We start from the raw sequence: 25642 nt of genomic DNA, 5'->3' as shown, positions 1-25642 counted from the left end.
TACATAGTGGACGCGAGCATCTTTTATAAGAAGCAATTTCCAAGAATATGAACCTGGATCTGGCTGTGCCCTGTTTTTTGTGGGGTGTGGTTGGTTTCTGTGGTTCTCTCGAAATTTCTGATTGATCTTTGTGGTCAAGTTTTTAAGAGCACACGGTGGATGCCTTGGCATTAGGAGCCGAAGAAGGACGTAGGAATCTGCGATAAGCCTGGGGGAGTCGATAACCGGACTGTGATCCCAGGGTGTCCGAATGGGGAAACCCCGCCAGACGCGCGAGTGATCTGGTGACCCGCATCTGAACACATAGGGTGCGTGGGGGGAACGCGGGGAAGTGAAACATCTCAGTACCCGCAGGAAGAGAAAACAATAGTGATTCCGTTAGTAGTGGCGAGCGAACGCGGATCAGGCTAAACCGTTTCCATGTGTGATAGCCGGCGGGCGTTGCATGGGCGGGGTTGTGGGACTTTCTTTCCTGGTTCTGCCGGACCGGGAGGGTGTGAAGTGCTGGCATAGGTGAACGGTCTTGAAAGGCCGGCCGTAGAGGGTGTGAGCCCCGTAACCGTAATGTTGTGCACCGCCTGGAGAGTATCCCAAGTAGCACGGGGCCCGAGAAATCCCGTGTGAATCTGTCAGGACCACCTGATAAGCCTAAATACTCCCTAATGACCGATAGCGGACCAGTACCGTGAGGGAAAGGTGAAAAGTACCCCGGGAGGGGAGTGAAACAGTACCTGAAACCGTGTGCTTACAATCCGTCGGAGCAACCGCACCTTGTGTGCATAGTAGTTGTGACGGCGTGCCTTTTGAAGAATGAGCCTGCGAGTTAGTGTTACGTCGCGAGGTTAACCCGTGTGGGGAAGCCGTAGCGAAAGCGAGTCTGAACAGGGCGTTGCAGTGGCGTGATCTAGACCCGAAGCGAAGTGATCTACCCATGGCCAGGTTGAAGCGACGGTAAGACGTCGTGGAGGACCGAACCCACTTCAGTTGAAAATGGAGGGGATGAGCTGTGGGTAGGGGTGAAAGGCCAATCAAACTTCGTGATAGCTGGTTCTCCCCGAAATGCATTTAGGTGCAGCGTTGCGTGTTTCTTGCCGGAGGTAGAGCTACTGGATGGCTAATGGGCCCTACAAGGTTACTGACGTCAGCCAAACTCCGAATGCCGGTAAGTCAGAGCGCAGCAGTGAGACTGTGGGGGATAAGCTTCATAGTCGAGAGGGAAACAGCCCAGACCACCAACTAAGGCCCCTAAGCGTGTGCTAAGTGGGAAAGGATGTGGAGTTGCGAAGACAACCAGGAGGTTGGCTTAGAAGCAGCCATCCTTAAAAGAGTGCGTAATAGCTCACTGGTCAAGTGATTCCGCGCCGACAATGTAGCGGGGCTCAAGTACACCGCCGAAGTTGTGGCATTCACACGTGTTCTAAGCCTTTGTGGTTCAGGAGTGTGGATGGGTAGGGGAGCGTCGTGTGGGCGGTGAAGTCGCGGTGTAAACCAGCGGTGGAGCCTACACGAGTGAGAATGCAGGCATGAGTAGCGAAAGACGGGTGAGAAACCCGTCCGCCGGATGATCAAGGGTTCCAGGGTCAAGCTAATCTGCCCTGGGTAAGTCGGGACCTAAGGCGAGGCCGACAGGCGTAGTCGATGGACAACGGGTTGATATTCCCGTACCGGCGAAAAACCGCCCATGCTGAACGGGGGATACTAACCGCCCGAAGCCTGCCCAATCACCCTTGTGGTGTGCGGGTTTTGGTGGAGCGCGGGATCTGATCCCGGGAGGCAAGCGTATTAACAGGTGTGACGCAGGAAGGTAGCCGAGCCGGGCGATGGTTGTCCCGGTCTAAGGATGTAGGGCGAACGGTAGGCAAATCCGCCGTTCATGTGCCTGAGATCTGATGGGACCCCCGTTTGGGGGGATTCGGTGATCCTATGCTGTCGAGAAAAGCATCGGCGCGAGGTTTTAGCCGCCCGTACCCCAAACCGACACAGGTGATCAGGTAGAGAATACTAAGGCGATCGAGAGAATTATGGTTAAGGAACTCGGCAAAATGCCCCCGTAACTTCGGGAGAAGGGGGGCCCCAACCTTGAACACCACTTGCTGGTGGGAGGGGATCGGGGCCGCAGAGACCAGGGGGAAGCGACTGTTTACTAAAAACACAGGTCCGTGCGAAGTCGCAAGACGATGTATACGGACTGACTCCTGCCCGGTGCTGGAAGGTTAAGAGGACCGGTTAGCCGCAAGGCGAAGCTGAGAATTCAAGCCCCAGTAAACGGCGGTGGTAACTATAACCATCCTAAGGTAGCGAAATTCCTTGTCGGGTAAGTTCCGACCTGCACGAATGGAGTAACGACTTCCCCGCTGTCTCAACCATAAACTCGGCGAAATTGCAGTACGAGTAAAGATGCTCGTTACGCGCAGCAGGACGGAAAGACCCCGAGACCTTTACTATAGTTTGGTATTGGTGTTCGGAGTGGCTTGTGTAGGATAGGTGGGAGACGTTGAAGCCCGGACGCCAGTTCGGGTGGAGTCATCGTTGAAATACCACTCTGGTCACTTTGGACATCTAACTTCGGCCCGTAATCCGGGTCAGGGACAGTGCCTGATGGGTAGTTTAACTGGGGCGGTTGCCTCCTAAAAAGTAACGGAGGCGCCCAAAGGTTCCCTCAGCCTGGTTGGCAATCAGGTGTCGAGTGTAAGTGCACAAGGGAGCTTGACTGTGAGAGAGACATCTCGAGCAGGGACGAAAGTCGGGACTAGTGATCCGGCGGTACATTGTGGAATGGCCGTCGCTCAACGGATAAAAGGTACCTCGGGGATAACAGGCTGATCTTGCCCAAGAGTCCATATCGACGGCATGGTTTGGCACCTCGATGTCGGCTCGTCGCATCCTGGGGCTGGAGTAGGTCCCAAGGGTTGGGCTGTTCGCCCATTAAAGCGGTACGCGAGCTGGGTTTAGAACGTCGTGAGACAGTTCGGTCCCTATCCGCTGCGCGCGCAGGAAATTTGAGAAGGGCTGTCCTTAGTACGAGAGGACCGGGACGGACGAACCTCTGGTGTGTCAGTTGTACTGCCAAGTGCACCGCTGATTAGCTACGTTCGGATGGGATAACCGCTGAAAGCATCTAAGCGGGAAGCTCGCTTCGAGATGAGATTTCCATACACCTTGTGTGTGAGAGGCCCCCAGCCAGACCACTGGGTTGATAGGCCGGATGTGGAAGCGAGGACTAACGACTCGTGAAGCTGACCGGTACTAATAGGCCGATAACTTACACCACACACCCACCCCGCAAACGCCCCTTCAAAAGCGTTTGCACCCGGGGCGGGTAAAAGATCCAAGAGCGCTTGCGTCCACTATGTGGTTCCCAACCAACAAACCCGCCACCGGCAGGGTTTGCTGCCAGGGAACCCACAACTCAATAGCACAACACCACACCTGCCATAACCGGCAGGGCATGTTGTAACCACAGATTTTCCCACCCCCGCCACCGCGGGGGGACGGGTCACAGGGTTACGGCGGTCATAGCGTGGGGGAAACGCCCGGTCCCATTCCGAACCCGGAAGCTAAGACCCACAGCGCCGATGGTACTGCACCCGGGAGGGTGTGGGAGAGTAGGTCACCGCCGGACAATCATTAACGGTCGAGAGCCCCAACCACACGGTTGGGGCTCTCCCACTTTAACAACCACCGCGCATGCAACACACTGCGCAACCGACGCTCTCTCACTCGTTACCGGCGATCACCCGACCCTTCCTCACTTTTCGCAGCTAATCCGCGGACGCTCTCTCAGCTTCTAACGGCCTGGATCAATCGCTCTTTCAGTCGGTGCGTACTGCCGCCGTCGCCGTGCCGCCCCGGGTCGAGTCGGCCCGGACCATCGTGACCTGCCGGGACGGACCGGGCTTGGTCGTCCAGGTCCAGTTGCCGAGGGAATTAATGGACGCCATTCCGATCTTCGTGACCGTCCGGCCTGGGGTGACGTCATACAGCACCACGCTTGCCGCCGTCACCGTCCCCGAGTACCTCGACGTCCCGGCGAACGTGATGTCCTTGTTCTGCCGGTGCCGCGCCGTGGTGATCGTGATGACGTCCTTCTGAGTGGCCGGTTGAGCAGCCGGCTGGGTGGTGGTCGTGGAGCCGCCCGTTTGGGTGGTCTCTGCCGTTGCGGTTGCCGTCGTCTCTGCCGTCCGGGTCGGGTTGGATGTCGCTGTCACCTGCTCACCCTGGACTGGAGTTGTCGGGTCGATCGGATGGGGTTTCACGGCTTCTATGGGGTCGTTGGGGTCGGGGTCGTTGGGGTTGTAGCCCACGCTGAACTGGCCCATCATGTCGTGGTCTTCGTGCGGCAGGTTGTGGCAGTGGATCATGTACCGGCCCCGGTGCGGGCCGAACTGCATGAGCAGGCGCACCGTTTCGCCTTCACCGACGTAGACGGTGTCCTTGGGCCCCTGTTCGTAGGGGAAGGGCGGCCGGCCGTTGCGGCTGAGGATTTTGAAGTCCACCAGGTGGATGTGCAGGGGATGGAACCAGCCGCCTGAGCTGTTCTCGAATTCCCAGATCTCGATGTCGTTGAGGTTTGGGTCGGCCAGGACCTTTTTGTAGCCGCTCTTCATGACCTCGTCCCAGGTCATTCCGCCGATGGTCCATATATCGCCGTCGCGCTTGAGGCGCATGTGCCGGGTCTTGACCGACTGCGAGGGCGTCAGGTTCATCGTTGGGCTGCCCGCCAGCAGGGTTGGCATCACCTTGGCGGCCGGTCCCGACGTGTCCACGGTTTCCCCGGTCACGTCGAATGCCATGACCCTGCCCGTGTAGTCGTAGTCGATGTTGTTTTTGTTCGACAAGTTGCGCAGTTCAACACGCTTGCCCACGGGGTACTTGGAGAAGTCGATGAGGATCTCATAGCGTTCCGCACCGGCCTGCCGCCAGGAAGTCACCTGTTTCGCGGTCGGCATCAGCCCGCCGTCGGTCGCCACCATCGTGACAGCGTCGCCTGTGCTCAGCCGGAAGTTGTAGGAGCGGGAGATGGAGGCATTGAGGATGCGGAAGCGGTAGATGCGGCGCTGCACCTTCATCACTGGCCACGGTGCACCGTTAACGAGGATGATGTCGCCATAAAGGCCTGAATGGGTGTTGTCGTTGTATCCAAGGGCACCGTTACTGGCGAACATGGCGTCCGAGATGGTCAGCGGCACATCGAATTTGCCCTGCGGCAGCAGATTCCGCTCAACCTCGTCGTGAAGGTGGTACTGGCCGGCGAGCCCGGAGTACACGCTCTGGGCTGTGTTGTGCGCCGCGTGATCGTGGTACCAGAGGGTACGGGCCGGCTGGAAGTTGGGGTACTCGTAGTCCTTGCACAGTCCGCGGCCGGTCACGTCGTTGGCATAGCCGTCGTACTGGGGAAGCGACGCCGAACCATGAAGGTGGGTGGACGTATCCAGGCGGTATCCCCACTGCGGGTGGAAGAGCGGCAGCAGGTTGTCCATTTCCATCGTGATCCGTTCGTCCTTGTTCACCTTGATGGTGGGGCCGGGGAAGGATCCGTTGTAGCCCAGGATCGGGGTTTTCAGCCCGGGAACGATGTTGGCCATGCCGGCGGTCTGTTCGATCTGGTACAGGTGCGTCTTGGCGCCGTCCGCCCCTATGGTAGTGCTCTTGGGAGCGAGCACCGGGGGAATGGGGAGCGTGCGCTGGTACAACCTGGGCATGTTCCGGGAACTCAACTGGCTCGCAGACTTGGCATCAACGGATGTGAGCGGCACAGCCAGCCCCAAAGTCCCGATGATGCCGACCCCGCCAATTTGCAATGCCTGACGGCGTGAAACTGCCATGGCTACCTCCCCATATACCGCGAATTGTCCAAATGCTTTAGATGAAGATTGAAGGGTTCACCCTGCAAAAACCTTGCGCGCTCATGGCCTTATCAGAGAGTCGCGTCTTGTTTGCTGACCGTGGGGGGACTCATTTGGACCGGAGTCCGCTTGGGCAACCGCAATGCGTGCCGAAGCCGAAGCCTCAGTCCAGTCCCCGACGTGCTCTGTTCCCGCCCGGTCATCCTCAAGGGATGCCAACCTGATACGCGGTTGCAGCAGCATCACGGCTGCAACCAAGGCCAGGGTGGCGGCGGCCAAGGTCCACATGGCGACACCGGCCGGCTCCGCTCCTCTCAAGAAAAGGTCGACGGCGGAATCAACCGTTATCTGCCAGGGTTCCCTCCTGGCGTCCGGCAGCTGATCAGGCTGCTGGGCCAGTGCCCAGCCGTGGAAGCCGTAAAGCGCCGCCACGGCACCCAGTGCCAGCAGCCGCACTGTCACCGTTGAGGATGAGGGGACCCCGAAGGAGCGCCACAGCGATGCAGTGAACAGGCATCCGGATACCAGAGCAAGCGCGGTCATGGCGGCATAGCCGAGTTGGCTGGCCGATGAGTACTGCAGCAGCGGTGTGTAGTAAAGGACGGCCAGCGTTGCAGCAAGACCAACCGCCGCCGCAATGGGATCTGCCGTGGCGGTCAGGGCCGAGCGGACTGCCCTGCCGATCACCTCCGCGCCGCCGATGGTTCCGTCGTGCCGCCCATGGACGGTTGCTTCTGCCAAGGTGAGCGGCGCGGCCGGCACAAGGAAGAGCGGAATCACGGCGGTAAGGATCATCTGGGTCAGCACGTGCGCACTGATGTGGTGCTCCTGGGCAGCGTGCAGTCCGCCGTTCGTGACGAGAAACAGCAGCCCGACGCCGACGAGCCAGAGGACGGTCCGGTAGACAGGCCATGTTCGGCCCTGCAAGCGCAGCCTGTGCAGGCCAGCGAGATACAGAAAGACGGCCATTCCGCAGACAAGGCTCCACAGCGGGTCCAGCTTCCAGGCGGATGCTGCAGCGATGAGTGAAGGGATTTGGCCCTCCTCTTCGAGGGGAGCCCCTTCCGCAATTGTCGGAGGCGGCGTGCGGGCAAGCGCCGCAGCAAGTCCGGACGCGGCCCCCATGACGGCCAGTTCCGCCACTGCGAGCATGGCAAACGCCTGGCCGCCCGCACTCGGGTTCCGCTCAAGCCTGGCAAGAATCAAACGCCGGTGAAGCGCCCCAAAGATCCCCAGCACAATGAAGGCAGCGCTTTTCGCCGAGAGGATTGCCCCGTAGGAGCTAATGAGGGCGGCGAACGAACCCAGGCCAGCCCAGCCTGCAAGAAGACCTGAAACGCCCAATGCGGCAAATGAAACCAGTGCGAGAGTGGAATAGCGCCGAACCACGGTTGCCACCGTTGCGGCGTCAAGAGACCGGCGGAGCAGGACGAGGGCCAACAGACCGCCCAGCCAGATTGCGGCCGCACCCATGTGCAGCACGACAGAAAGCGTACTGTCGGGGTGGCCCCCGCCGCTTGCGGCATGCGAATTCAATGCCAGCGGAACCAGCCCTGCAACGGAGAGCAGGGCCGCCAGTCCAACCCGCCGCTGACGTTTCAAGGTGGAAGCGCGGGTAGTGGCAGAACCGGGCTTCGCGGCTGAATGGTTCACGGCAAAGCACAGGAGTGCGACGGCGGCGGCCACCAGGACGCTCAATGCTCCCCGCCGCCCGGCGTCGACATCTGCCAGAAAGCTGATGAACGCTACACTGGATCCTTCCGAAAAGAGGGCCATATTGGCGAGAGAATGGAATGTCAGGAAGGACATGCCTGCCCCAGCAAGTGCCCAAAGGGCCGCCGAGACCCCGGCGAGCGTCAGCGCCCGCGAGAACGCCCTTCCTTGGGGCGGCAAAGCGAAGAGTGCGAGCACGAGCGAGCCGAGGGCACCCGCAGCGGCAATATTGAACATCAACTTCACCAAGGGCAAACCCCACACAACAGCCGAACCCGTCTGGGACAGCGCACCGGCTTCGGTTGCGGCCTGTGGGTAAAAGGCGACGACAAAGGGCCCAAGGCCACAGGCCAGGACAACGGCTCCGGCCGTGACTGCCCGCACGGTTGAATGCTTCATAGATCCCCCTAGGCGTGTCTCTTGGCCCAGTCTCACCAGACACCCTTGGGGATTCCCTGTGGCTGCATGGGGTGAAAGAGTCCCGACCAGTGCCGCTGGGGCGGGGTGATGAGGCCCGAGGACACGCTCGGGGCGGTCTGTGACCATTCACACGCCTGCCCTGATAACCGTCCCGAGGTTCGGAAGTGCGTACCCTCTCGCCTAGAATTGCAGGAGATAAGCGGGCGCCAGACAACACCAGGTGGCGTGGCGCAGAACAATAAAACAAGGATACGAGCGGCTGCGCATCGCGCCAGTGGTCGGCTCACTACAGGAGGCATCCACAATGGCTGAGCACGACGGCGGCAAGCGCCACGAACACGACAGCGGCAACTCGGGCAGCAACCGCGGGCGGGGCGGTCCTTTCAGGGGGACCAACAACTCAGGGGGCGACCCCAGGGGCTTCCGTGCCCGGGACGGTCGCGGCGCCGATGGCCCTCGCCGTCCATCCGGCGACGGTGAGCGTAAGCCGTTTGGTGATCGTCCGCGCCGTGAGGGTGAGGGTGAGCGCCGGAGTTTTGGTGGCGGTGAGCGTAAGCCGTTTGGTGATCGTCCGCGCCGTGAGGGTGAGGGTGAGCGCCGGAGTTTTGGTGGCGGTGAGCGTAAGCCGTTTGGTGATCGTCCGCGCCGTGAGGGTGAGGGTGAGCGCCGGAGTTTTGGTGGCGGTGAGCGTAAGCCGTTTGGTGATCGTCCGCGCCGTGAGGGTGAGGGTGAGCGCCGGAGTTTTGGTGGCGGTGAGCGTAAGCCGTTTGGTGATCGTCCGCGCCGTGAGGGTGAGGGTGAGCGCCGGAGTTTTGGTGGCGGTGAGCGTAAGCCGTTTGGTGATCGTCCGCGCCGTGAGGGTGAGGGTGAGCGCCGGAGTTTTGGTGGCGGTGAGCGTAAGCCGTTTGGTGATCGTCCGCGCCGTGAGGGTGAGGGTGAGCGCCGGAGTTTTGGTGGCGGTGAGCGTAAGCCGTTTGGTGATCGTCCGCGCCGTGAGGGTGGGGATGAGCGCCGGAGTTTTGGTGGCGGTGAGCGTAAGCCGTTTGGTGATCGTCCGCGCCGTGAGGGTGGGGATGAGCGCCGGAGTTTTGGTGGCGGTGAGCGTAAGCCGTTCAGCGACAGGCAGGAGCGGGCTCCCCGCAGCTTCGACCGGGGCGACTCCGGACCCCGTCGCTTCGGCCAGGACAGGGAAGAGGGCCGTCCCGTCCGCGTCCCGAACGCAGCGGACCTCCGCAGCGCCAACCGCCCGGACCGCGAGCGTTCTCCTGAAATTGATGAGGACGTGACCGGCAAGGAACTGGACCGCGCCACGCAGCATCAGATCAAAACCCTGGAGGCCAAGAGTGCCGAATGGGTGGCGCGACACCTGGTGATGGCCGGCCGCCTCCTCGACGAAGAGCCCGAGCTGGCCTTCCAGCACGCCTTGGCCGCCAGCCGCCGCGGCGGACGCCTCGCAGCAGTCCGCGAAGCTGTGGGCTTGACCGCCTACGCCGCCGGACACTACGGCGAAGCCCTGCGGGAGTTCCGGACTTACCGCCGGATCAGCGGCTCCAACATGCACCTGCCCGTCATGGCGGACTGCGAACGTGGTCTCGGCCGGCCGGACCGCGCCTTGGATGTCGCCCGCTCGGAGGAGGCCCATGACCTGGACGCCCCCGGCAAGGTGGAACTGGCAATGGTCGCGTCCGGTGCCCGCGCCGACCTTGGCCAGCTCGATGCTGCAGTGGCTGAGCTGGAGATCCCGCAGCTGGACATCAACCGCGCCTTCTCCTACAGCCCCCGCCTTTTCCGCGCGTACGCAGATGCCTTGAGCGCCGTTGGACGTACCGTCGAGGCGGAGAAGTGGCAACGCCAGGCCGTCGTGGCTGAGGAGGCCCTGGGCATGGGCATTGCGGAGGAACCGGAGATTATCGACCTCGGCTGGGACGAGGAAGAGGAAGCGCGCGAGGCGGCCGAGCGCAAGCGGCTGATAGCCGAGGCTGCAGCAGATGCCGCGCCGCAGGCTGCCCGCACCACGCCCGCCCAGCAGGCCGCAGAGGTCACCCCGGAAGCAGAACACCAAGCGTCCCCAGCGGAGAGCGCAGCATTGGGGGACAACCTTGACGACGCCGAAGCGGACCATTTCACCTCCGACGACGCCGAGTCCGATGCGGATTCGGCAGAAATCGAAGACGAAGAAGCAGTGCACGAAGAAGCAGTGCACGAAGAAGCAGTGCACGAGGAAGCAGCGCACGGCGAAGAAACACTGCACGACGACCGCAGGCACGAAGGCTCAGAGGACTAGGCACGCATGACTGATTCCCATCTGATCTCTCGTTTCGACGCGCTGCTCTCCGACCTCGACGGGGTGGTGTACGCCGGGCCCCACGCCATCCCCGGCGCTGTGGACTCGCTGCAGCGGCTTGAGGGTATCGGCGTCGGGCTTGGCTACGTGACCAATAACGCATCCCGGACTCCCGCGCAGGTGGCGGCACACCTGCGCGAGCTGGGAGCCCCGGCAGAGGACCATCAGGTGGTGAGTTCGTCGCAGGCGGCAGCGGAATTGCTTGCTTCGCTCCTGCCGGCAGGAGCCGCCGTTTTGATCACCGGCAGCCCTGCTTTGGCCCACGAGATCGAGCTGGTTGGACTGAAGCCCGTGCACAGTGCAGCGGAACACCCGGTTGCAGTGGCGCAGGGTTTCAACCCGGAGATCGGGTGGAAGGACCTGGCTGAGGCTTCTTACGTAGTAGCTGGCGGCGCCCTGTGGGTGGCCACCAATACAGACATGTCCATCCCGCAGGCACGGGGAATGGCGCCGGGGAACGGCACGCTCGTGGGTGCTGTAGCCGCCGCGACCCGCCAATACCCACGTATCGCGGGCAAGCCCGAGGCGCCGCTGTTCCACGCTGCCGCGAAGCGCCTCGCGGCCGACCGCCCGCTCGTGGTGGGGGACCGCCTGGACACCGACATCCTGGGCGGGAACCGCGCCGGCTTTGCCACCGTGGCGGTGCTGACCGGCGTCGACACGCGGGAAACGATCCTTGCGGCGCGCACCGAGGAGCGCCCCGACTTCCTCATTCCAGATCTGACGGGACTGTACCAGCCGTATCCGGCCGTGGAGCACGACGCCGGGACGTTCCGTTGCGGCGGCGCGATCGCTACCGTGGCCGGAGACACAGTCCGGATCAGCGGTGGGGAGGAAAACCTGGACTCCTGGCGGGCGGCCTGCGCCGCCTGGTGGAATGCGCGTCCGCAGGCTCCGGAACCCACTGCTCCGATGCTGGAATGGCTGGATCAATAGAATCAATAGACTGGTGAAATGACACAGCCGAATTCTGACTCCCGGCAGGAGGCCCCCGGCCGGATTACGTGGCCGGACCTGTCCGCGGGGACGGATAAAGCGCAGGACCACGCGGTCCAGGCCATCCTCGAGGCGGTACGGCAGATTCCGGCACTTCCGGTATCCGACCACCCTGCCGCGTACGCGGAAATGCACGAGAGCCTCCTGGCAGTGCTCAACGAGGATACGTCGGCCGGGACCGGCGCATGACCAGACTCGACCAGGTGCTCGTCACCCGGGGGCTGGCGCGGTCCCGCACGCATGCGGCCCGGCTCATCGCGGACGGCAAGGTCTCCTCCGCCGGTGACGTTCTCGCGAAGGCGTCGCTTCAGATTGCCGAAGACCGCGAGCTCGTCGTCGCCGAGGATGCGACAGACACCTACGTCAGCCGGGCGGGCCATAAGCTGGCCGGCGCCCTCGACGCGTTTCCCGAGATCCCGGTCGGCGGCAAACGGTGCCTCGATGCCGGAGCGTCCACGGGAGGGTTTACCGACGTCCTGCTGCGGCGGGGCGCCGCGCAGGTGGTGGCGGTCGACGTCGGGCACGGACAGCTGGTGCCGCAGCTCAGGAGTGACCCCCGCGTCAGCGTTCATGAAGGGCTAAATGTCCGGTACATGGAACCTGACCACATCGGGGGAGCGGCTGACCTGACGGTGGCCGACCTGTCCTTCATTTCGCTGACGCTCGTCATGGCGCCGTTGGCATCCTGCACGCGTCCCGGCGGCGACCTTGTGCTCATGGTCAAGCCTCAGTTTGAAATCGGCAAGGAACGGCTGGGACGCACCGGCGTGGTCACCTCGGAGCGCGAACGACGCATGGCGGTGGCTAAAGTGGCGGGGGCGGCCAGCGATGCAGGTCTTGAACTCTGCGGACTGGCGACCAGCCCATTGCCGGGGCAGGACGGAAATGTCGAGTATTTCCTGTGGATAAAACGAAGAACCGACCGAGACTTGCCTAAGATCGAAGAGCGGGACGCAGCTGTGGCTGTGTTGCTTGGAAGTATCTGGCCGAACCACTAGAGAGCGGAACCCGATGAGCAGGCGTGTACTGGTACTTGCCCACACCGGCCGCGAAGAATCCCTGAAGGCTGCCTGGGAGGCCTGTGCCCAACTGCACGCATCCGGCATCATTCCCGTGATGCAGCAGTCCGAGCTGGAGGACATGGAGGGGTTCTTCGGCCGGATGGAGCACCCCGTGGAAATCCTGCACGACCACGTCCAGCTGCCCGACGTCGAACTCGTCATGGTACTCGGCGGCGACGGCACCATTCTTCGGGCGGCTGAACTGGTCAGGGAGGTGGACGTCCCCCTGCTCGGAGTCAACCTGGGGCACGTGGGGTTCCTCGCCGAAAGCGAGCGGGCAGACCTCGCCCAGACCGTCGAATGGATCGCCAGCCGTGACTACTCGGTGGAAGAGCGGATGACCATCGACGTCCAGGTCTGGGTCCGCGGCCAGAAAATCTGGCATACCTGGGCGCTCAATGAGGCAGCCATCGAAAAAGGCAACCGTGAGCGGATGCTTGAGGTGGTCACCGAAGTGGATGAGCGTCCCCTGAGCTCCTTCGGCTGTGACGGTGTCGTGCTTGCCACGCCCACGGGATCGACAGCCTACGCCTTCTCGGCCGGCGGCCCGGTCGTGTGGCCTGAGGTGGAGGCCCTCGTGATTGTTCCCATCAGTGCGCACGCGCTCTTTACGAAGCCCCTGGTGGTTTCCCCGCGCTCCAGGCTGGCCGTGGAAGTGCTGAATCGGACGGATGCCCAGGGTGTGCTGTGGTGCGACGGCCGACGCTCCGTGGATCTGCCGCCCGGCGCCCGAGTGGAAGTCACCAGGTCCGCCACCCCTGTCCGCCTGGCCCGTACACACCAGACGCCATTCTCTGCCCGGCTGGTCCGCAAGTTCCAGCTGCCCATCCACGGCTGGCGCGGCCCCGTGCCGCAAGCCGAAGCCGTCCACACAGGCCCGATACCCTTAGTCCGCACACCGCGTCCCATGGCCCCCCTGCACCCGCCGCAGCCCGGCGATCTGCCGCCCATTCCGCAGCCGTACGCCGAACCTGCCGAAGATTCCGAGCCTCCAACCGGAAAGTGACCCATGCTTGAAGAACTGAGAATCCGAGATTTGGGCGTCATCACTGACGCTACCCTGCCCCTGGGCCCCGGCCTCAGTGTGGTGACCGGCGAGACCGGCGCCGGTGTGGAACTGCTGCTGTCACGCCGCCTGGGAGCGGACGGACGCAGCCGCGCTTTCCTCGGCGGACGTGCGGCCCCGGTGGGGGTGCTGGCCGAAATCGGCGAATCGCTGGTAGTGGTGCACGGCCAGTCGGACCAGATCCGGCTTAAAAGCGCCACAGCCCAGCGCGAAGCCCTGGACAAGTTTGCCGGGGATACCCTGGCCGCCGTCCTCGGCGGATATCAGAAGCTGTATGCCTCCTGGAAGGCAAGCCAGGTCGAACTGGACATGCTCCGGAATGCGGCGCGCGACCGCCTGCGCGAGGCGGAATCGCTGGAGATCTCCCTCGCGGAAATCGACGCCGTGGACCCGCAGCCGGGGGAGGACGACGCCCTCAAGGCCGAGGCGGTGAAGCTCGCCAATGTTGAGGAGCTCCGCATCGCTGCCACCACGGCCCATCAGGCACTGATTGCCGAGGACTTCGGCGAGGCCGGCGACGCCACCACGCTCGTGGACACTGCCAAGCGGACGCTCGAACACGTGGCCGAGCACGACGAGGAACTTGGTTCCGCTGCGGCCCGCCTCGCCGAGGTGGGCTTCCTGCTCAACGACATCGCCACAGAGCTTGCCAGCTATCAGGCCGGACTGGATTCGGAAGGCCCGGAGCGGCTGGCCGAGATCGAGGAACGCCGGGCAGCCTTGGCGAAGCTGGTCCGCAAATATGCGCCCAGCATCGACGAGGTTCTGGAGTGGGCCGAAAAGGCGCGTGTCCGCTTCGATGAGCTGCAGGACGATTCCACCCGGATTGAAATTCTGGAAGGCGACGTTGCCAAGGCCCAAGCCGAGCTCACGAAGCAGGCTGCAGCGATCAGCAAGATCCGTGCCAAGGCTGCCAAGAACCTCTCGGCCCGGGTCAGCGGGGAGCTGAAGGCCCTCGCCATGGCCGATGCCACCCTGGTCATCAACCTCGATCCCGCCGGCCAGCTCGGACCCCACGGCGCCGATGAAATCTCATTCCTGCTGCAGCCGCACTCGGGCGCACCCGCACGGCCGCTGGGCAAGGGAGCGTCCGGCGGTGAGCTTTCCCGCGTCATGCTGGCGATTGAGGTCGTACTGGCGGCCGTTGACCCGGTTCCCACGTTCGTCTTCGATGAGGTGGATGCAGGGGTGGGAGGCCGGGCCGCCGTCGAGATCGGCCGCCGGCTGGCCATGCTGGCCCGCCACGTCCAGGTGCTCGTTGTCACCCACCTGCCGCAGGTCGCTGCCTTCGCGGACCAGCACATCCGGGTGACCAAAACCTCGGTCCGCGGCTCCAACGGCACCACCGCCACCGGATTTACCTCCAGCGACGTCCAGCTGCTGGATGAGCCGGAGCGGGTCCGGGAGCTGGCGCGAATGCTCGCGGGCCAGGAGGACTCCGAAACGGCGCAGGCCCACGCGCAGGAACTGCTGGACGACGCCCGGCTCTTGCCGCAGCAGGCATGACGGCCTCTGCTCTTGCTTGGAGCGTGCGGACAGGGAAAACTGAAGCCTTTGGGGACGAATACCCGATCCGTGGAAGGCTCAATTGATGATAGGCTCGAATTCCGTGGTGCAGCGATCAAATTCCCGTATAAATTCCCGGTTCCCGGGCTCGTCCAAGACGACCAAACACATCTTCGTCACCGGCGGTGTGGCGTCCTCGCTCGGTAAGGGACTGACGGCTTCCAGCCTCGGCCACCTGCTGCGGGCACGCGGTTTGTCTGTAACTATGCAGAAGCTCGATCCCTATCTGAACGTGGATCCGGGCACGATGAACCCCTTCCAGCACGGTGAGGTCTTCGTCACGGACGACGGCGCGGAGACCGACCTCGACATCGGACACTACGAGCGCTTCCTCGACGAGAACCTCGAAGGCTCAGCCAACGTGACCACAGGCCAGGTCTACTCCACGGTGATCGCCAAGGAACGCCGCGGCGAATACCTCGGAGACACCGTCCAGGTCATTCCGCACATCACCGATGAGATCAAGCGCAGGATGCGTCTTCCCGCCGAGGGCAAGAACGCGCCGGATGTCATCATCACCGAGATCGGCGGAACCGTCGGCGACATCGAATCTCAGCCGTTCCTTGAGTCGGCGCGCCAGGTCCGCCAGGACGTCGGCCGCAACAACGTCTTCTTCCTGCACGTCTCCCTGGTGCCGTACATCGGACCCTCGCAGGAACTCAAGACCAAGCCCACGCAGCACTCTGTGGCAGCCCTGCGCTCCATCGGCATCCAGCCCGAAGCGATCGTGATCCGCTCGGACCGCGAAGTTCCCGAGGCCATGCGCGAAAAGATCGGCCGCATGTGCGACGTCGACATCGACGCCGTGGTCAACGCCGCCGACGCCCCGAGCATTTACGACATCCCCAAGACTCTGCACTCGCAGGGCCTGGATTCCTACATAGTCCGGGCGCTCGACCTGCCGTTCAAGGACGTCGACTGGACCAGCTGGGACAAGCTCCTCGAAGCCGTCCACAACCCCAAGCATGAGGTTGAAATCGCCCTCGTGGGCAAGTACATTGACCTCCCGGACGCCTACCTTTCCGTGACGGAGGCCCTGCGCGCCGGCGGCTTCGCCAATGACGCCAAGGTCAAGATCCGCTGGGTGCCGTCCGACGAATGCGAAACACACGAAGGCGCTGCCAGGTCGCTGGACGCCGTGGATGCCATCTGCGTGCCGGGAGGGTTCGGCATCCGCGGACTCGAAGGCAAGCTCGGCGCCCTGAAGTACGCCCGCGAAAGCCGTCTGCCGGTCCTGGGCCTGTGCCTTGGCCTGCAGTGCATGGTGATCGAGTACGCGCGCAACGTGGTGGGCCTTGAGGGCGCTTCTTCCAGCGAATTTGAGCCTGACTCGAAGTACCCGGTCATTGCCACGATGGAAGAGCAGTTGGAATACGTCGAGGGCCGCGGCGACCTGGGCGGCACCATGCGCCTCGGCCTGTACGAGGCCAAGCTGGACGAGGGCTCGGTCATCGCCGAAACCTACGGCACCACCACTGTCAGCGAACGCCACCGCCACCGGTACGAGGTGAACAACAAGTACCGCGACCAGATTGCCGCCCGGGGCCTCGTGTTCTCCGGCACGTCGCCGGATGGCAAGCTCGTCGAGTACGTAGAACTGCCGCGCGAAGTCCACCCGTACTACGTCGCCACGCAGGCCCACCCCGAACTGAGCTCGCGTCCGACGCGTCCGCACCCGCTCTTCGCCGGGCTGGTGAAGGCTGCCCTGGACCACCAGAGCAGCGCGAACAGGAACCCGGCTGCTCCGGTGGCCGGGTCCGCAGCGCAGCAGGAACCAGCGGCGGAGGCGGCCTCCGGGGCGACAGCCAGCTAGAGAACTGCAAAGTAGAACTGAGCACCAATGACGGAGGACGGCGCGATGCCCGGTATTTCTGAAAACATCCCTGCTGCACGGCAGGTGTCGGATGAGCCGAGCCCGCGCCGTCTGCTGTCCACGGAGAAGGTCTACGAGGGTAGGATCTGGGACGTCGTCAGTGACAGCTTTGAGCTCACCGAGGACGGCAGCCCCTTGGTCCGTGACTACATTGACCACCCCGGAGCGGTGGCCGTGCTGCCAATGAACGACGCCGGCGAGGTGCTGCTGATCAAGCAGTACCGGCATCCGGTAGGAATGGACCTGTGGGAGATTCCGGCTGGCCTGCTGGACGTCGAAGGCGAGGACTTTGTGGCCGGTGCCGCGCGTGAACTGGCGGAGGAAGCGGACCTCGTGGCCGGCACGTGGAACGTCCTCGCCGACTTTTTCAACTCGCCCGGGTCCTCCAGCGAAGCCATCCGCATTTATCTGGCCCGGGACCTGACGGAAGTTCCGCACCATGAGCTCCACGTCCGCACGGACGAGGAAGCCGAGATCGAGCTGCATTGGCTTCCGCTCGAAGAGGCCGTGGCCGCAGTCCTGGAGGGGCGCCTGCATAACCCTTCTGCCGTCGTCGGAGTCCTCGCCGCAGCAGCGGCCAAAGCGGAGGGCTTTAGCGGACTGCGCCCCGCTGATGCACCTTGGCCGGCCCATCCCAGCCAGCGCTGATGACGGCAGGGACGACTGCAGCTGAGTCAGCGCCTGCCCCGGGCCCGCCGCCTGCGGATCCCCCGGAGCAGGCTCCGCAGCGCCCGGGCCCCGACGCCGCCCGTGCCGAACGTCCCCGGACTGCGATTGACCGCGCGGTGACCGATTATCTCCAGCATATGGGCGTCGAGAGGGGCCTCGCGGCCAACACGTTGTCCGCCTACCGCCGCGACCTTGCCCGGTACTCCAACTACCTTGCCGCCGCGGGACTCAGCAGCCCCGGCGATGTGACACGGTTCCACGTCACCGGCTTCGTCCGGGCATTGTCGGATGGCTCGGACGGCGGAACGGCGCTGGGCGTGCGCTCGGCGGCGCGCACCGTGGTCGCCGTCCGCGGACTGCACAAGTTTTGGGCATTGGAGGGCATGACGACGGCGGATCCGGCCAGTGACGTCCACCCGCCGATGCCGGGGAGGCGGCTTCCCAAGGCCATCACCGTTGATGAAGTCACCCGCATCCTCGAAGCCGCGGGTGCCGACACAGCCACGGGTCTCAGGGACCGGGCGCTGCTCGAATTCCTCTATTCCACCGGTGCCCGCATCAGTGAAGCCGTGGGACTCGACGTCGATGACATTTCGGTGCAGCCGGCCTCCGCCGGGCCCGCCATCGTGCGGCTGTTCGGCAAGGGCTCAAAGGAGAGGATGGTCCCGCTTGGCTCCTATGGCGCCCGGGCGCTGGACGCCTACCTGGTCCGCGGCCGGCCGCTGCTGGCAGCCAAGGGCAAGGGAACGCCGGCGCTCTTCCTCAATGCACGGGGCGGACGGATCAGCCGGCAGAGTGCCTGGACCATCCTGAAGGCAGCAGCCGACAAGGCCAACATCACCAAGGATGTGTCCCCGCACACGCTGCGCCATTCTTTCGCCACGCACCTGCTCGAGGGCGGGGCCGACGTCCGGGTGGTCCAGGAACTGCTGGGCCACGCCTCCGTCACCACCACGCAGGTGTACACGCTCGTGACGGCGGATACGCTCCGGGAAATCTACGCCGCCGCCCATCCGCGGGCGCTGGGGTAAAAAGGCGCTGTGGTAAAGGGGCACTTGGATAAGGGCCGCTGGCTAAAGAGCCTGGCCTGGAGGGCAGGCAGGGCTGAAACGGGGCGGTGAGGCTAGGCTGGTCTCCATGACCTCCGTGCCCGTCACCCTCTGTTTCCTCCTCCGGGAGCGCCCCGGCAGCGGGCCCGAGGTGCTGCTGGGACTGAAAAAGACCGGGTTCGGCACCGGCAAGATCGTGGGCCTCGGCGGTCACGTCGAAGCGGGGGAGACCGACGCCCAGGCAGCCTGCCGCGAGGTGCTGGAGGAAGCGGGAATCGTGGTGCTCGAGGACGACCTGGCCGACGCCGGTACCGTGGAGTTTGTTTTTCCCGCACGGCCCGATTGGAATATGTCCACGCGACTGTTCACCGCCCGGCGGTGGATGGGTGATCCGGTGGAAAGTTCCGAGATCATTCCCGAGTGGTTCCGAACGTCCGCACTGCCCCTGGACCGGATGTGGCAGGATGCCGAGCACTGGCTTCCCGTGGCATTGGACGGAAGCGTGGTGGATTCCGTCATCACTTTGAATGCGGATAACGAGACGGTTGCTTCCGCCCAATACTCCTACCGAGGTATGTAGGTGCGCGGGCCGGCCACCTGCAGAGGTGACCGGCCCGGCGTCGTACTCTTTTCGCTGGAGAGCAGCGGGAAGTTACGGCAAATGCCGTTCCTCCGGACCGTTGTACGCGCTCAGCGGGCGGATCAGGGAATTGGATTCCATCTGCTCCATGATGTGGGCGGTCCAGCCAGTGATGCGGCTCGCGACGAACAGCGGGGTGAACATCTGTGTGTCGAAACCCATGAGGTGGTAGGTGGGCCCCGCGGGATAGTCGAGGTTCGGTTTGATGCCCTTGGCCTCGTCCATCGCGGTTTCGAGACCGTTGTAGAGTCCCAGCAGCTCGGCGCGGCCGTAGTGGGCGATCATCTTGTCCAGGGCCGCCTTCATAGTGGGCACGCGGGAGTCGCCGTGCTTATACACACGGTGCCCGAAGCCCATCACCTTCTTCTTGTTGGCCAGGGCATGTTCCATCCAGGCCCTGGCCCGTGCTGCGGCCTCCTCGAGGGATTCCTCGGCCCGGATGCCGATCTCCTCGAAGGTGTGCATGACGGCTTCGTTGGCGCCGCCGTGCAGGGGGCCCTTAAGCGCTCCGATCGCGCCGGTCACGGCCGAGTGGAGATCCGACAGGGTGGACGTGATGACCCGGGCTGCGAAGGTGGAGGCGTTGAACGAGTGCTCCGCATAAAGAATCATGGAGACGTTGAAGGCCTCGACGACCTCCGGCACGGCCTCCTCGCCGAAGGACATCCACAGGAAATTTGCGGAGTAGCCGAGGTCGTCGCGCGGCTCCACTGGTTCAATGGGGCGTCCCGCCGAGCGGCGGCGGCGCTGGTCGTAGGCCACGACCGCGGGCATGGCTGCGAACAGGTCCACGGCCTTGGCCATGTTGGCCTCCCGGGAGGAATCTTCTGCCAGCTCATGGCGCGCGCCCATCACTGAGGCTGCTGTCCTGCAGACATCCATTGGGTGGGCTGAGAGGGGCAGGGCGTCCACCACCTGCTTCACCACGGGGTCCATTGCACGGCCTGCCCGTTCCCGCCGGGTAAAAGCGGCCAGCTCCTCGGAGTCGGGGAGCTCTCCGTTCCAGAGCAGATAGGCGACTTCCTCGAAGCTGCACCGCGCTGCCAGTTCCTGGACCGGATAGCCCCGGTACAGCAGCGAGTTCGTATCGGGGTTGACCTTGGAGACGGCGGTGTAATCCACCACGACGCCGGCGAGGCCCTTCTTGATCTCTTCTTCAGCCATGCTGAACTCCTTCGTTCTTGCGTCCGATTACCGGCTGCCGCGGCCGGTGGTCCTGAGGGGTTGCGCGTCAGTCGGCTCCGGGAATCCGGAAATTGAAGACGCCGGCATCGAAGCGGTTGTAGGCCTCGTAGTCCACGAGGTCATACAGCCGCGCACGCGTGAGCATGTTTCCTACCTGTGCCTCCTGCGTTCCGTCCGCCCTGATTGAGTCCAGCGTACGCTCAGCAGCGCCCATGGCACTACGGAGCAGCGTCACGGGGTAGATCACCATATTGACGCCGACACTTTGCAGCTCGTCCACTGTGAACAGGGCACTCTTGCCGAACTCCGTCATGTTGGCCAGGATCGGGACGTCCACCGCGTCGCGGATAGCCTTGAACTCCTCCAGCGTGGCCATGGCTTCCGGGAAGATGGCGTCCGCTCCAGCCTCCACCAGCGCCTTCGCGCGCTGCTGGGCAGCCTCGAGCCCCTCCACAGCACGGATGTCGGTGCGGGCCATGATGAGGAAGTTCGGGTCCCGCCGTGCATCCGCGGCGGCACGGATGCGCTTGGTGGCCGTCTCGAGGTCCACGACGTTCTTGCCGTCGAGGTGTCCGCAGCGTTTGGGGTTGAACTGGTCTTCGATGTGGCAGCCGGCGAGTCCGGCGTTTTCCAGTTCCTGAACGCTGCGGGCCACGTTCATGGGTTCGCCGAACCCCGTGTCCGCGTCCACGATGGCCGGCAGGTCGGTCATTCGCGCGATCTGCCCGGCCCGGGTGGCCACCTCGGTGAGCGTGGTCAGCCCGATGTCCGGCAGGCCGAGGTCATTGGCCAACACGGCGCCGGAGATGTACACGCCGGCGAAGTCTTTCTCCTCAATCAGCCGGGCAGAGAGCGGATTGAACGCCCCGGGGAACTGCGCGATGGTGCCCGAGGCGAGCAGCTCACGGAAGCGGACGCGCTTTTCTTCCGGCCTGGTCTTGGAATACAGCACTTTAGAACAGCCCCTTTGGTGCTGCACCGAGGTCGATGACGCGGGGGGCGGCGGTGATGTTCAGCTGGTCCAGTTCCCCGGCGGCGAGTTCGGGGAGGTGTTCGACGGCGGCGAGGAACCGTGCGATTTCGTCCTCCTCCACGAGGCCGGCGGCGAGGGTGCGGAACTTGTTGATGTACTGTTCCCGGGTGAACGGCCGGGCGCCGAGCGGGTGGGCGTCGGCGACAGCGATCTCGTCGCGGATGACGGTGCCGTCGGAGAGGGTGATTTCCACGGACCCGCCGAAGGCCTTCTCGGAGATGTCGAGGGAGTGGTAGCGTCGGGTCCATTCCGGGTCTTCCTCGGTGGTGACCTTCTGCCAGAGCTCCACGGTGTCGGGGCGGGCGGCGCGTTCGGGGGCGTAGGAGTCCACGTGGTGCCAGGCCCCGTCCTGCAGTGCGACCGTGAAGATGTACGGGATGGAGTGGTCCAGCGTCTCACGCGATGCGGTGGGGCTGTACTTCTGCGGATCGTTCGCGCCGGAGCCGATGACATAGTGGGTGTGGTGGCTGGTCTTGATCAGCACGGACTGCACGTTGGCCGGGTCCGTGGCCTCAGGGTGTTCTTTGTTCAGCTTGCGGGCCAGGTCGATCCAGGCCTGGGCCTGGTACTCGGCCGAGTGCTCCTTGGTGTAGGTGTCCAGGATGGCGCGCTTGGCCTCACCCGGTGTGGGCAACGGGACCATGTAGGAGGCGTCGGGGCCGTCGAGCAGCCAGGCGATCACGCCGTCTTCGCCTTCGTAGATCGGCACGGGGGAGGTCTGGCCACGCATGGAACGGTCCGCGGCTTCCACTGCCATCTTGCCCGCGAACGCCGGAGCGTGGGCCTTCCACGTGGAGATCTCACCCTTCCTCGACTGGCGGGTCGCGGTGGTGGTGTGCAGCGCCTGCCCGACAGATTGGAAGATCGTCTCGACATCGAGCCCCAGCAGGGTCCCGATGCCGGCCGCGGCGGACGGGCCGAGGTGCGCGACGTGGTCGATCTTGTGCTTGTGCAGGCAGATCGCCTTGACCAGGTTCACCTGGATCTCATACCCGGTGGCAATGCCGCGGACAAGATCAGCGCCGCTGGAGCCAACGTGCTGGGCCACGGCCAGGATCGGCGGGATGTTGTCGCCGGGGTGGGAGTAATCGGCGGCAAGGAAGGTGTCGTGGTAATCCAGTTCCCGGACTGCGACCCCATTGGCCCAGGCGGCCCACTCGGGGGAGACGCGCTCACCGATCCCGAAGACCTTCGCGCCCTTGCCGCCCGTGGAGGGACCGTGGCTGAGGGCCTGCGCCCGGGCGGCGACGATCGGGGCCCGGTTCAGGGATGCGATGGCGACGGAGGCGTTATCGATGATCCGGTTAATCACCATCTCCGTGACGTCATCCGTCACGCCGACGGGGTCGGCTGCCACTACTGCGATCTTGTGGGCCAGCTGGTCCTCGCGTGGAAGGTTTTCCTCGCTTTTGTACACGCGGACGTGGTGTTCCTTAACCATGGGACTCCTTCGAGAGTGATGGGTGAGTGGCTTTGACGTGGGAAAGACTGCGGTGCAAGTGGACGGTGGTGGCCGCTTCAGCCAGCCGCGCGTTGCCCTCGGCTATGGCCTCGGCTATGGCCGCATGTTCGGCCGCGGCAGCAGTGAGGCGGCCGGCGTCGTCGGCCGCCAGCCTGCGGACCCGCACCAGATGGACACGGAGGCTGCGCATGGCCTGAGCCAGGTAGGAGTTCGAGATGGCGGCATCGATGGCCTCATCGAGACGACCCACGAGCCCGTAGTAGTCGTGACGGGCAGGGTCGGCGCCACTGATCAGCGCGGGCGCCGCCAGCAACTCTTCCTGCAGCTCCCGAAAAACTGCCGGATCGCCCCGCTGCGCCGCCAGCGCGGCTGCCTTGCCTTCGAGGGTTTCGCGGAGCTCGAACAGCTCATCGATATCGTCCAGCGAGATATCGGTGACGACGACGCCCCGGCCGCCCGCCGTCGTTGTTAGCCCTTCCGCTGAGAGGCGGCTTAGCGCTTCCCGCAGCGGCGTGCGGGACACTCCGAGGCGTTCGGACTGCTCAACTTCACCGAGGACAGTGCCAGGGAGGATCCGCCATTCGATGATGTCGTCGCGCAGTGCCGCGTAGGCCCTGTCGCTGGCGCGCATGCCGCCTCCCTTCCGTGGTCGATAGCTACCACTGTATACAGGCGAGGCACTTTTGCCTAGCATCAAGGGTGCATCCCTCAAGAACTAAGGCTCTTTTGTATACATAGTTCTTGTATCCAAGGCGGCCGGGAATAGCATGGGCGACATCACAACGTCGTGGACAGGAAATCTTCATGGTCACCAATAGCTACCGCGATGCCTACGACCGCAGCCTCACAAAGCCCGACGAGTTCTGGTTGCAGGCCGCATGCGGGTGTCCTGGACCCGGGGTCCCCGCCAGGCCGTGGACAGTCGGCGTGCGCCCCTGTTCGGCTGGTTCCCGGACGGCGTCCTTAACACCTCCTTTAACGCGCTGGACCGTCACGTTCTGGCTGGCCGTGGGGAACAGGATGCGCTTATTTATGATTCCGCGGTGCTTGGCAGCCGGCAGCGGTACACCTACGCGGAGCTCACGGATCTCGTGGCAAAGTTCGCCGGCGTCCTGCGGGCACGGGGAGTGGCGGAGGGCGACCGCGTCGTGATCTACATGCCGATGATCCCGGAAGCCGCCATCGCTATGCTGGCAACCGCGCGCCTGGGCGCCATCCACTCGGTGGTCTTCGGCGGCTTCGCTCCCAAGGAACTCGCCGCCCGCATCCGCGACGCTTCCCCTGTTGCGGTGGTTACCGCATCAGGCGGTGTGGAGCCCGCGCGCCGAGTGGAGTATCTGCCTGCAGTTAATGAAGCCCTCGCGCTCGCAGGAGCTGATGGAACCCCGGTTCTAGTCAAGGAGCGGGACGGCTTCGAGGCCCGGTGCGCCGACTTCGCCGGGTGGCTGGACTGGGACGACGAGATGGCCGTGGCCCGACCGGCGGCGCCTGTCGATGTCCGCGCCACTGACCCGCTATACATCCTGTACACCTCAGGCACCACCGGCAGCCCGAAGGGAGTGGTCCGCGATAACGGGGGGCACGCTGTTGCCATGGGCTGGACCATGGAAAACGTCTACGACGTCGGGCCGGGGGACGTCATGTGGACCGCTTCCGACGTCGGGTGGGTGGTGGGACACTCCTACATCGTGTACGGTCCCCTGATTGCCGGCGCCGCCACCGTGCTGTACGAGGGCAAGCCGGTGGGCACCCCCGATGCGGGAGCGTTCTGGCGTGTCATCCGGGACCACAAAGTGAATGTACTCTTTACCGCGCCGACCGCCCTGCGTGCAATTCGGAAGGCGGATCCCGGCGCCGCGTTGCTGGCCGGCTATGACTTGTCCAGCCTGAAGACGCTTTTCGTCGCCGGTGAGCGGCTGGACACCGACACCTATCACTGGGCCGCGGGAGCGCTGAGAGTCCCCGTGGTGGACCACTGGTGGCAGACCGAAACAGGTTGGGCCATCTGCGCCAATCCGAGGGGCCTGGATTCTCTTCCCATCAAACCTGGTTCACCTTCGGTACCGATGCCTGGATTCAACCTCAGCATCGTGGACGGTGCTGGCGTTGCGGTAGAGGCCGGAGTGGAAGGCAACATCGTGCTGGGGCTTCCGCTGCCTCCGGGTACGCTCACCACACTCTGGGGAGACGATGACCGCTACAAGTCGTCGTACCTCCAGGCCTTTGCCGGCTACTACGCCACGGGCGATTCCGGTTACCGGGACGAGGACGGGTACGTTTTCGTGATGGGGCGCACCGACGACGTGATCAACGTTGCCGGGCACAGGCTGTCTACGGGGGCAATGGAGCAGGTCATCGGACAGCATCCGGCAGTGGCTGAGTGCGCTGTCATCGGCGTCGCGGATCCCTTGAAAGGCCAGCGCGCCAGTGGCTATGTCGTGCTCAAGGCCGGGGTGGACGTGCCGGAGGCGGTCCTGGTTCGCGAACTGATCGCACTCGTCCGGCGGGACATCGGCGCCGTAGCCGATTTCAAGTCCGTGGCCGTGGTGGATGCGCTGCCCAAGACCAGGTCCGGGAAGATCCTTCGAAAGACGATGCGGCAAATCGCTGACGGCGATGACTACGTGGTCCCGTCCACCATCGAAGACCCCGAGGTGCTCGACCGGCTGATCGGAACGCTGCGGCCAGCGGACGCTGGCGGCGCCGGCTGAGCCGGTCG

General features: G+C 64.0%; 17 protein-coding genes, 2 rRNA genes and 1 pseudogene. 13 read left to right on the top strand and 7 right to left on the bottom strand.

What is annotated here, in order from left to right:
• Positions 1-132 precede the first annotated feature (132 nt).
• Together M1E01_RS12545 and rrf are read left to right on the top strand one after the other, a co-directional pair.
• Positions 133-3271 (top strand): 23S ribosomal RNA (locus M1E01_RS12545).
• A 234-nt stretch (positions 3272-3505) separates the two neighbouring features.
• Positions 3506-3622: ribosomal RNA gene (gene rrf, locus M1E01_RS12540) — 5S ribosomal RNA — on the top strand.
• A 190-nt stretch (positions 3623-3812) separates the two neighbouring features.
• Here the strand turns inward: rrf and M1E01_RS12535 are convergent.
• The 3 genes from M1E01_RS12535 to M1E01_RS12525 form a co-directional block, all read right to left on the bottom strand.
• Positions 3813-5825 carry a multicopper oxidase family protein gene (locus tag M1E01_RS12535; protein WP_457971914.1) on the bottom strand — a complete coding sequence of 671 codons (2013 nt, stop codon included), beginning with the start codon at positions 5823-5825 and terminating at the stop codon, positions 3813-3815.
• Between the two features lie 81 nt (positions 5826-5906).
• Positions 5907-7958: a cytochrome c oxidase assembly protein gene (locus M1E01_RS12530; protein ID WP_457971913.1), complete on the bottom strand. Its 2052-nt coding sequence runs from the start codon at positions 7956-7958 to the stop codon at positions 5907-5909.
• Positions 7959-8379: 421 nt separating this feature from the next.
• Positions 8380-9297 carry a hypothetical protein gene (locus M1E01_RS12525; RefSeq protein ID WP_457971912.1) on the bottom strand — a complete coding sequence of 306 codons (918 nt, stop codon included), beginning with the start codon at positions 9295-9297 and terminating at the stop codon, positions 8380-8382.
• On the opposite strand from M1E01_RS12525, the gene M1E01_RS12520 reads away from it, so the two are divergent.
• The 10 genes from M1E01_RS12520 (at position 9262) to M1E01_RS12475 (ending at position 19183) form a co-directional block, all read left to right on the top strand.
• Complete coding sequence (locus M1E01_RS12520; protein ID WP_457971911.1) at positions 9262-10263, top strand: hypothetical protein; 1002 nt, start codon at positions 9262-9264, stop codon at positions 10261-10263. The genes M1E01_RS12525 and M1E01_RS12520 overlap by 36 nt on opposite strands.
• 6 nt (positions 10264-10269) lie before the next feature.
• Positions 10270-11259 carry an HAD-IIA family hydrolase gene (locus M1E01_RS12515; RefSeq protein WP_457971910.1) on the top strand — a complete coding sequence of 330 codons (990 nt, stop codon included), beginning with the start codon at positions 10270-10272 and terminating at the stop codon, positions 11257-11259.
• A gap of 18 nt (positions 11260-11277) precedes the next feature.
• The gene (locus M1E01_RS12510; RefSeq protein WP_457971909.1) at positions 11278-11508 is read left to right on the top strand and encodes a hypothetical protein; all 231 of its coding nucleotides are present in this window, start codon (positions 11278-11280) and stop codon (positions 11506-11508) included.
• Positions 11505-12317 (top strand): TlyA family RNA methyltransferase, encoded by an 813-nt coding sequence (locus tag M1E01_RS12505; protein ID WP_457971908.1) that lies wholly within the window; start codon positions 11505-11507, stop codon positions 12315-12317. The genes M1E01_RS12510 and M1E01_RS12505 overlap by 4 nt, the downstream gene beginning before the upstream one ends.
• A gap of 13 nt (positions 12318-12330) precedes the next feature.
• On the top strand, positions 12331-13386 hold the full coding sequence (locus M1E01_RS12500) for an NAD kinase (protein WP_457971907.1): 1056 nt from the start codon (positions 12331-12333) through the stop codon (positions 13384-13386).
• A gap of 3 nt (positions 13387-13389) precedes the next feature.
• The gene (gene recN / locus M1E01_RS12495; protein ID WP_457971906.1) at positions 13390-14952 is read left to right on the top strand and encodes a DNA repair protein RecN; all 1563 of its coding nucleotides are present in this window, start codon (positions 13390-13392) and stop codon (positions 14950-14952) included.
• An 85-nt stretch (positions 14953-15037) separates the two neighbouring features.
• Positions 15038-16825, top strand: coding sequence for a CTP synthase (locus M1E01_RS12490; RefSeq protein ID WP_457971905.1), 1788 nt, complete (start codon positions 15038-15040; stop codon positions 16823-16825).
• A 45-nt stretch (positions 16826-16870) separates the two neighbouring features.
• Entirely contained in the window at positions 16871-17533 is a 663-nt protein-coding gene (locus tag M1E01_RS12485; RefSeq protein ID WP_457974957.1) for an NUDIX domain-containing protein, read from the top strand.
• Positions 17533-18585 (top strand): site-specific tyrosine recombinase XerD, encoded by a 1053-nt coding sequence (gene xerD, locus M1E01_RS12480; protein WP_457971904.1) that lies wholly within the window; start codon positions 17533-17535, stop codon positions 18583-18585. Before M1E01_RS12485 ends, xerD begins: the two co-directional genes overlap by 1 nt.
• A gap of 106 nt (positions 18586-18691) precedes the next feature.
• A complete protein-coding gene (locus M1E01_RS12475) occupies positions 18692-19183 on the top strand; it encodes an 8-oxo-dGTP diphosphatase (protein WP_457971903.1) in 492 nt (163 codons plus the stop codon).
• A gap of 72 nt (positions 19184-19255) precedes the next feature.
• On the opposite strand, the gene M1E01_RS12470 is transcribed toward M1E01_RS12475, so the two are convergent.
• From M1E01_RS12470 to M1E01_RS12455, 4 genes are all read right to left on the bottom strand, one after another.
• Positions 19256-20407, bottom strand: a complete 1152-nt coding sequence (locus tag M1E01_RS12470) for a bifunctional 2-methylcitrate synthase/citrate synthase (protein WP_457971902.1) — start codon at positions 20405-20407, stop codon at positions 19256-19258.
• Positions 20408-20474: 67 nt separating this feature from the next.
• Positions 20475-21380: a methylisocitrate lyase gene (gene prpB / locus M1E01_RS12465; RefSeq protein WP_457971901.1), complete on the bottom strand. Its 906-nt coding sequence runs from the start codon at positions 21378-21380 to the stop codon at positions 20475-20477.
• 1 nt (position 21381) lies between these two features.
• Positions 21382-22902: an MmgE/PrpD family protein gene (locus tag M1E01_RS12460; RefSeq protein ID WP_457971900.1), complete on the bottom strand. Its 1521-nt coding sequence runs from the start codon at positions 22900-22902 to the stop codon at positions 21382-21384.
• The gene (locus M1E01_RS12455; RefSeq protein WP_457971899.1) at positions 22895-23554 is read right to left on the bottom strand and encodes a GntR family transcriptional regulator; all 660 of its coding nucleotides are present in this window, start codon (positions 23552-23554) and stop codon (positions 22895-22897) included. Before M1E01_RS12455 ends, M1E01_RS12460 begins: the two co-directional genes overlap by 8 nt.
• A 173-nt stretch (positions 23555-23727) precedes the next feature.
• Between M1E01_RS12455 and M1E01_RS12450 the strand changes: the two are divergent.
• Positions 23728-25634, top strand: a pseudogene (locus M1E01_RS12450) (AMP-binding protein).
• The last annotated feature ends 8 nt before the right edge of the window (positions 25635-25642 follow it).

The organism is Arthrobacter sp. D1-17, from assembly GCF_054130535.1.
The sequence above is the reverse complement of the archived record's forward strand: the minus strand, read 5'-3'. Positions and strand labels throughout refer to the sequence as shown.

Excerpts from the sequence above, each read along its gene's own strand:
- M1E01_RS12535 (WP_457971914.1), bottom strand. The coding sequence starts at position 5,825 with ATGGCAGTTTCACGCCGTCAGGCATTGCAAATTGGCGGGGTCGGCATC.
- M1E01_RS12530 (WP_457971913.1), bottom strand. The coding sequence starts at position 7,958 with ATGAAGCATTCAACCGTGCGGGCAGTCACGGCCGGAGCCGTTGTCCTG.
- M1E01_RS12525 (WP_457971912.1), bottom strand. The coding sequence starts at position 9,297 with ATGCTGCGTGGCGCGGTCCAGTTCCTTGCCGGTCACGTCCTCATCAAT.
- M1E01_RS12515 (WP_457971910.1), top strand. The coding sequence starts at position 10,270 with ATGACTGATTCCCATCTGATCTCTCGTTTCGACGCGCTGCTCTCCGAC.
- M1E01_RS12510 (WP_457971909.1), top strand. The coding sequence starts at position 11,278 with ATGACACAGCCGAATTCTGACTCCCGGCAGGAGGCCCCCGGCCGGATT.
- M1E01_RS12505 (WP_457971908.1), top strand. The coding sequence starts at position 11,505 with ATGACCAGACTCGACCAGGTGCTCGTCACCCGGGGGCTGGCGCGGTCC.
- M1E01_RS12500 (WP_457971907.1), top strand. The coding sequence starts at position 12,331 with ATGAGCAGGCGTGTACTGGTACTTGCCCACACCGGCCGCGAAGAATCC.
- recN (WP_457971906.1), top strand. The coding sequence starts at position 13,390 with ATGCTTGAAGAACTGAGAATCCGAGATTTGGGCGTCATCACTGACGCT.
- M1E01_RS12490 (WP_457971905.1), top strand. The coding sequence starts at position 15,038 with ATGATAGGCTCGAATTCCGTGGTGCAGCGATCAAATTCCCGTATAAAT.
- M1E01_RS12485 (WP_457974957.1), top strand. The coding sequence starts at position 16,871 with ATGCCCGGTATTTCTGAAAACATCCCTGCTGCACGGCAGGTGTCGGAT.
- xerD (WP_457971904.1), top strand. The coding sequence starts at position 17,533 with ATGACGGCAGGGACGACTGCAGCTGAGTCAGCGCCTGCCCCGGGCCCG.
- M1E01_RS12475 (WP_457971903.1), top strand. The coding sequence starts at position 18,692 with ATGACCTCCGTGCCCGTCACCCTCTGTTTCCTCCTCCGGGAGCGCCCC.
- M1E01_RS12470 (WP_457971902.1), bottom strand. The coding sequence starts at position 20,407 with ATGGCTGAAGAAGAGATCAAGAAGGGCCTCGCCGGCGTCGTGGTGGAT.
- M1E01_RS12460 (WP_457971900.1), bottom strand. The coding sequence starts at position 22,902 with ATGGTTAAGGAACACCACGTCCGCGTGTACAAAAGCGAGGAAAACCTT.
- M1E01_RS12455 (WP_457971899.1), bottom strand. The coding sequence starts at position 23,554 with ATGCGCGCCAGCGACAGGGCCTACGCGGCACTGCGCGACGACATCATC.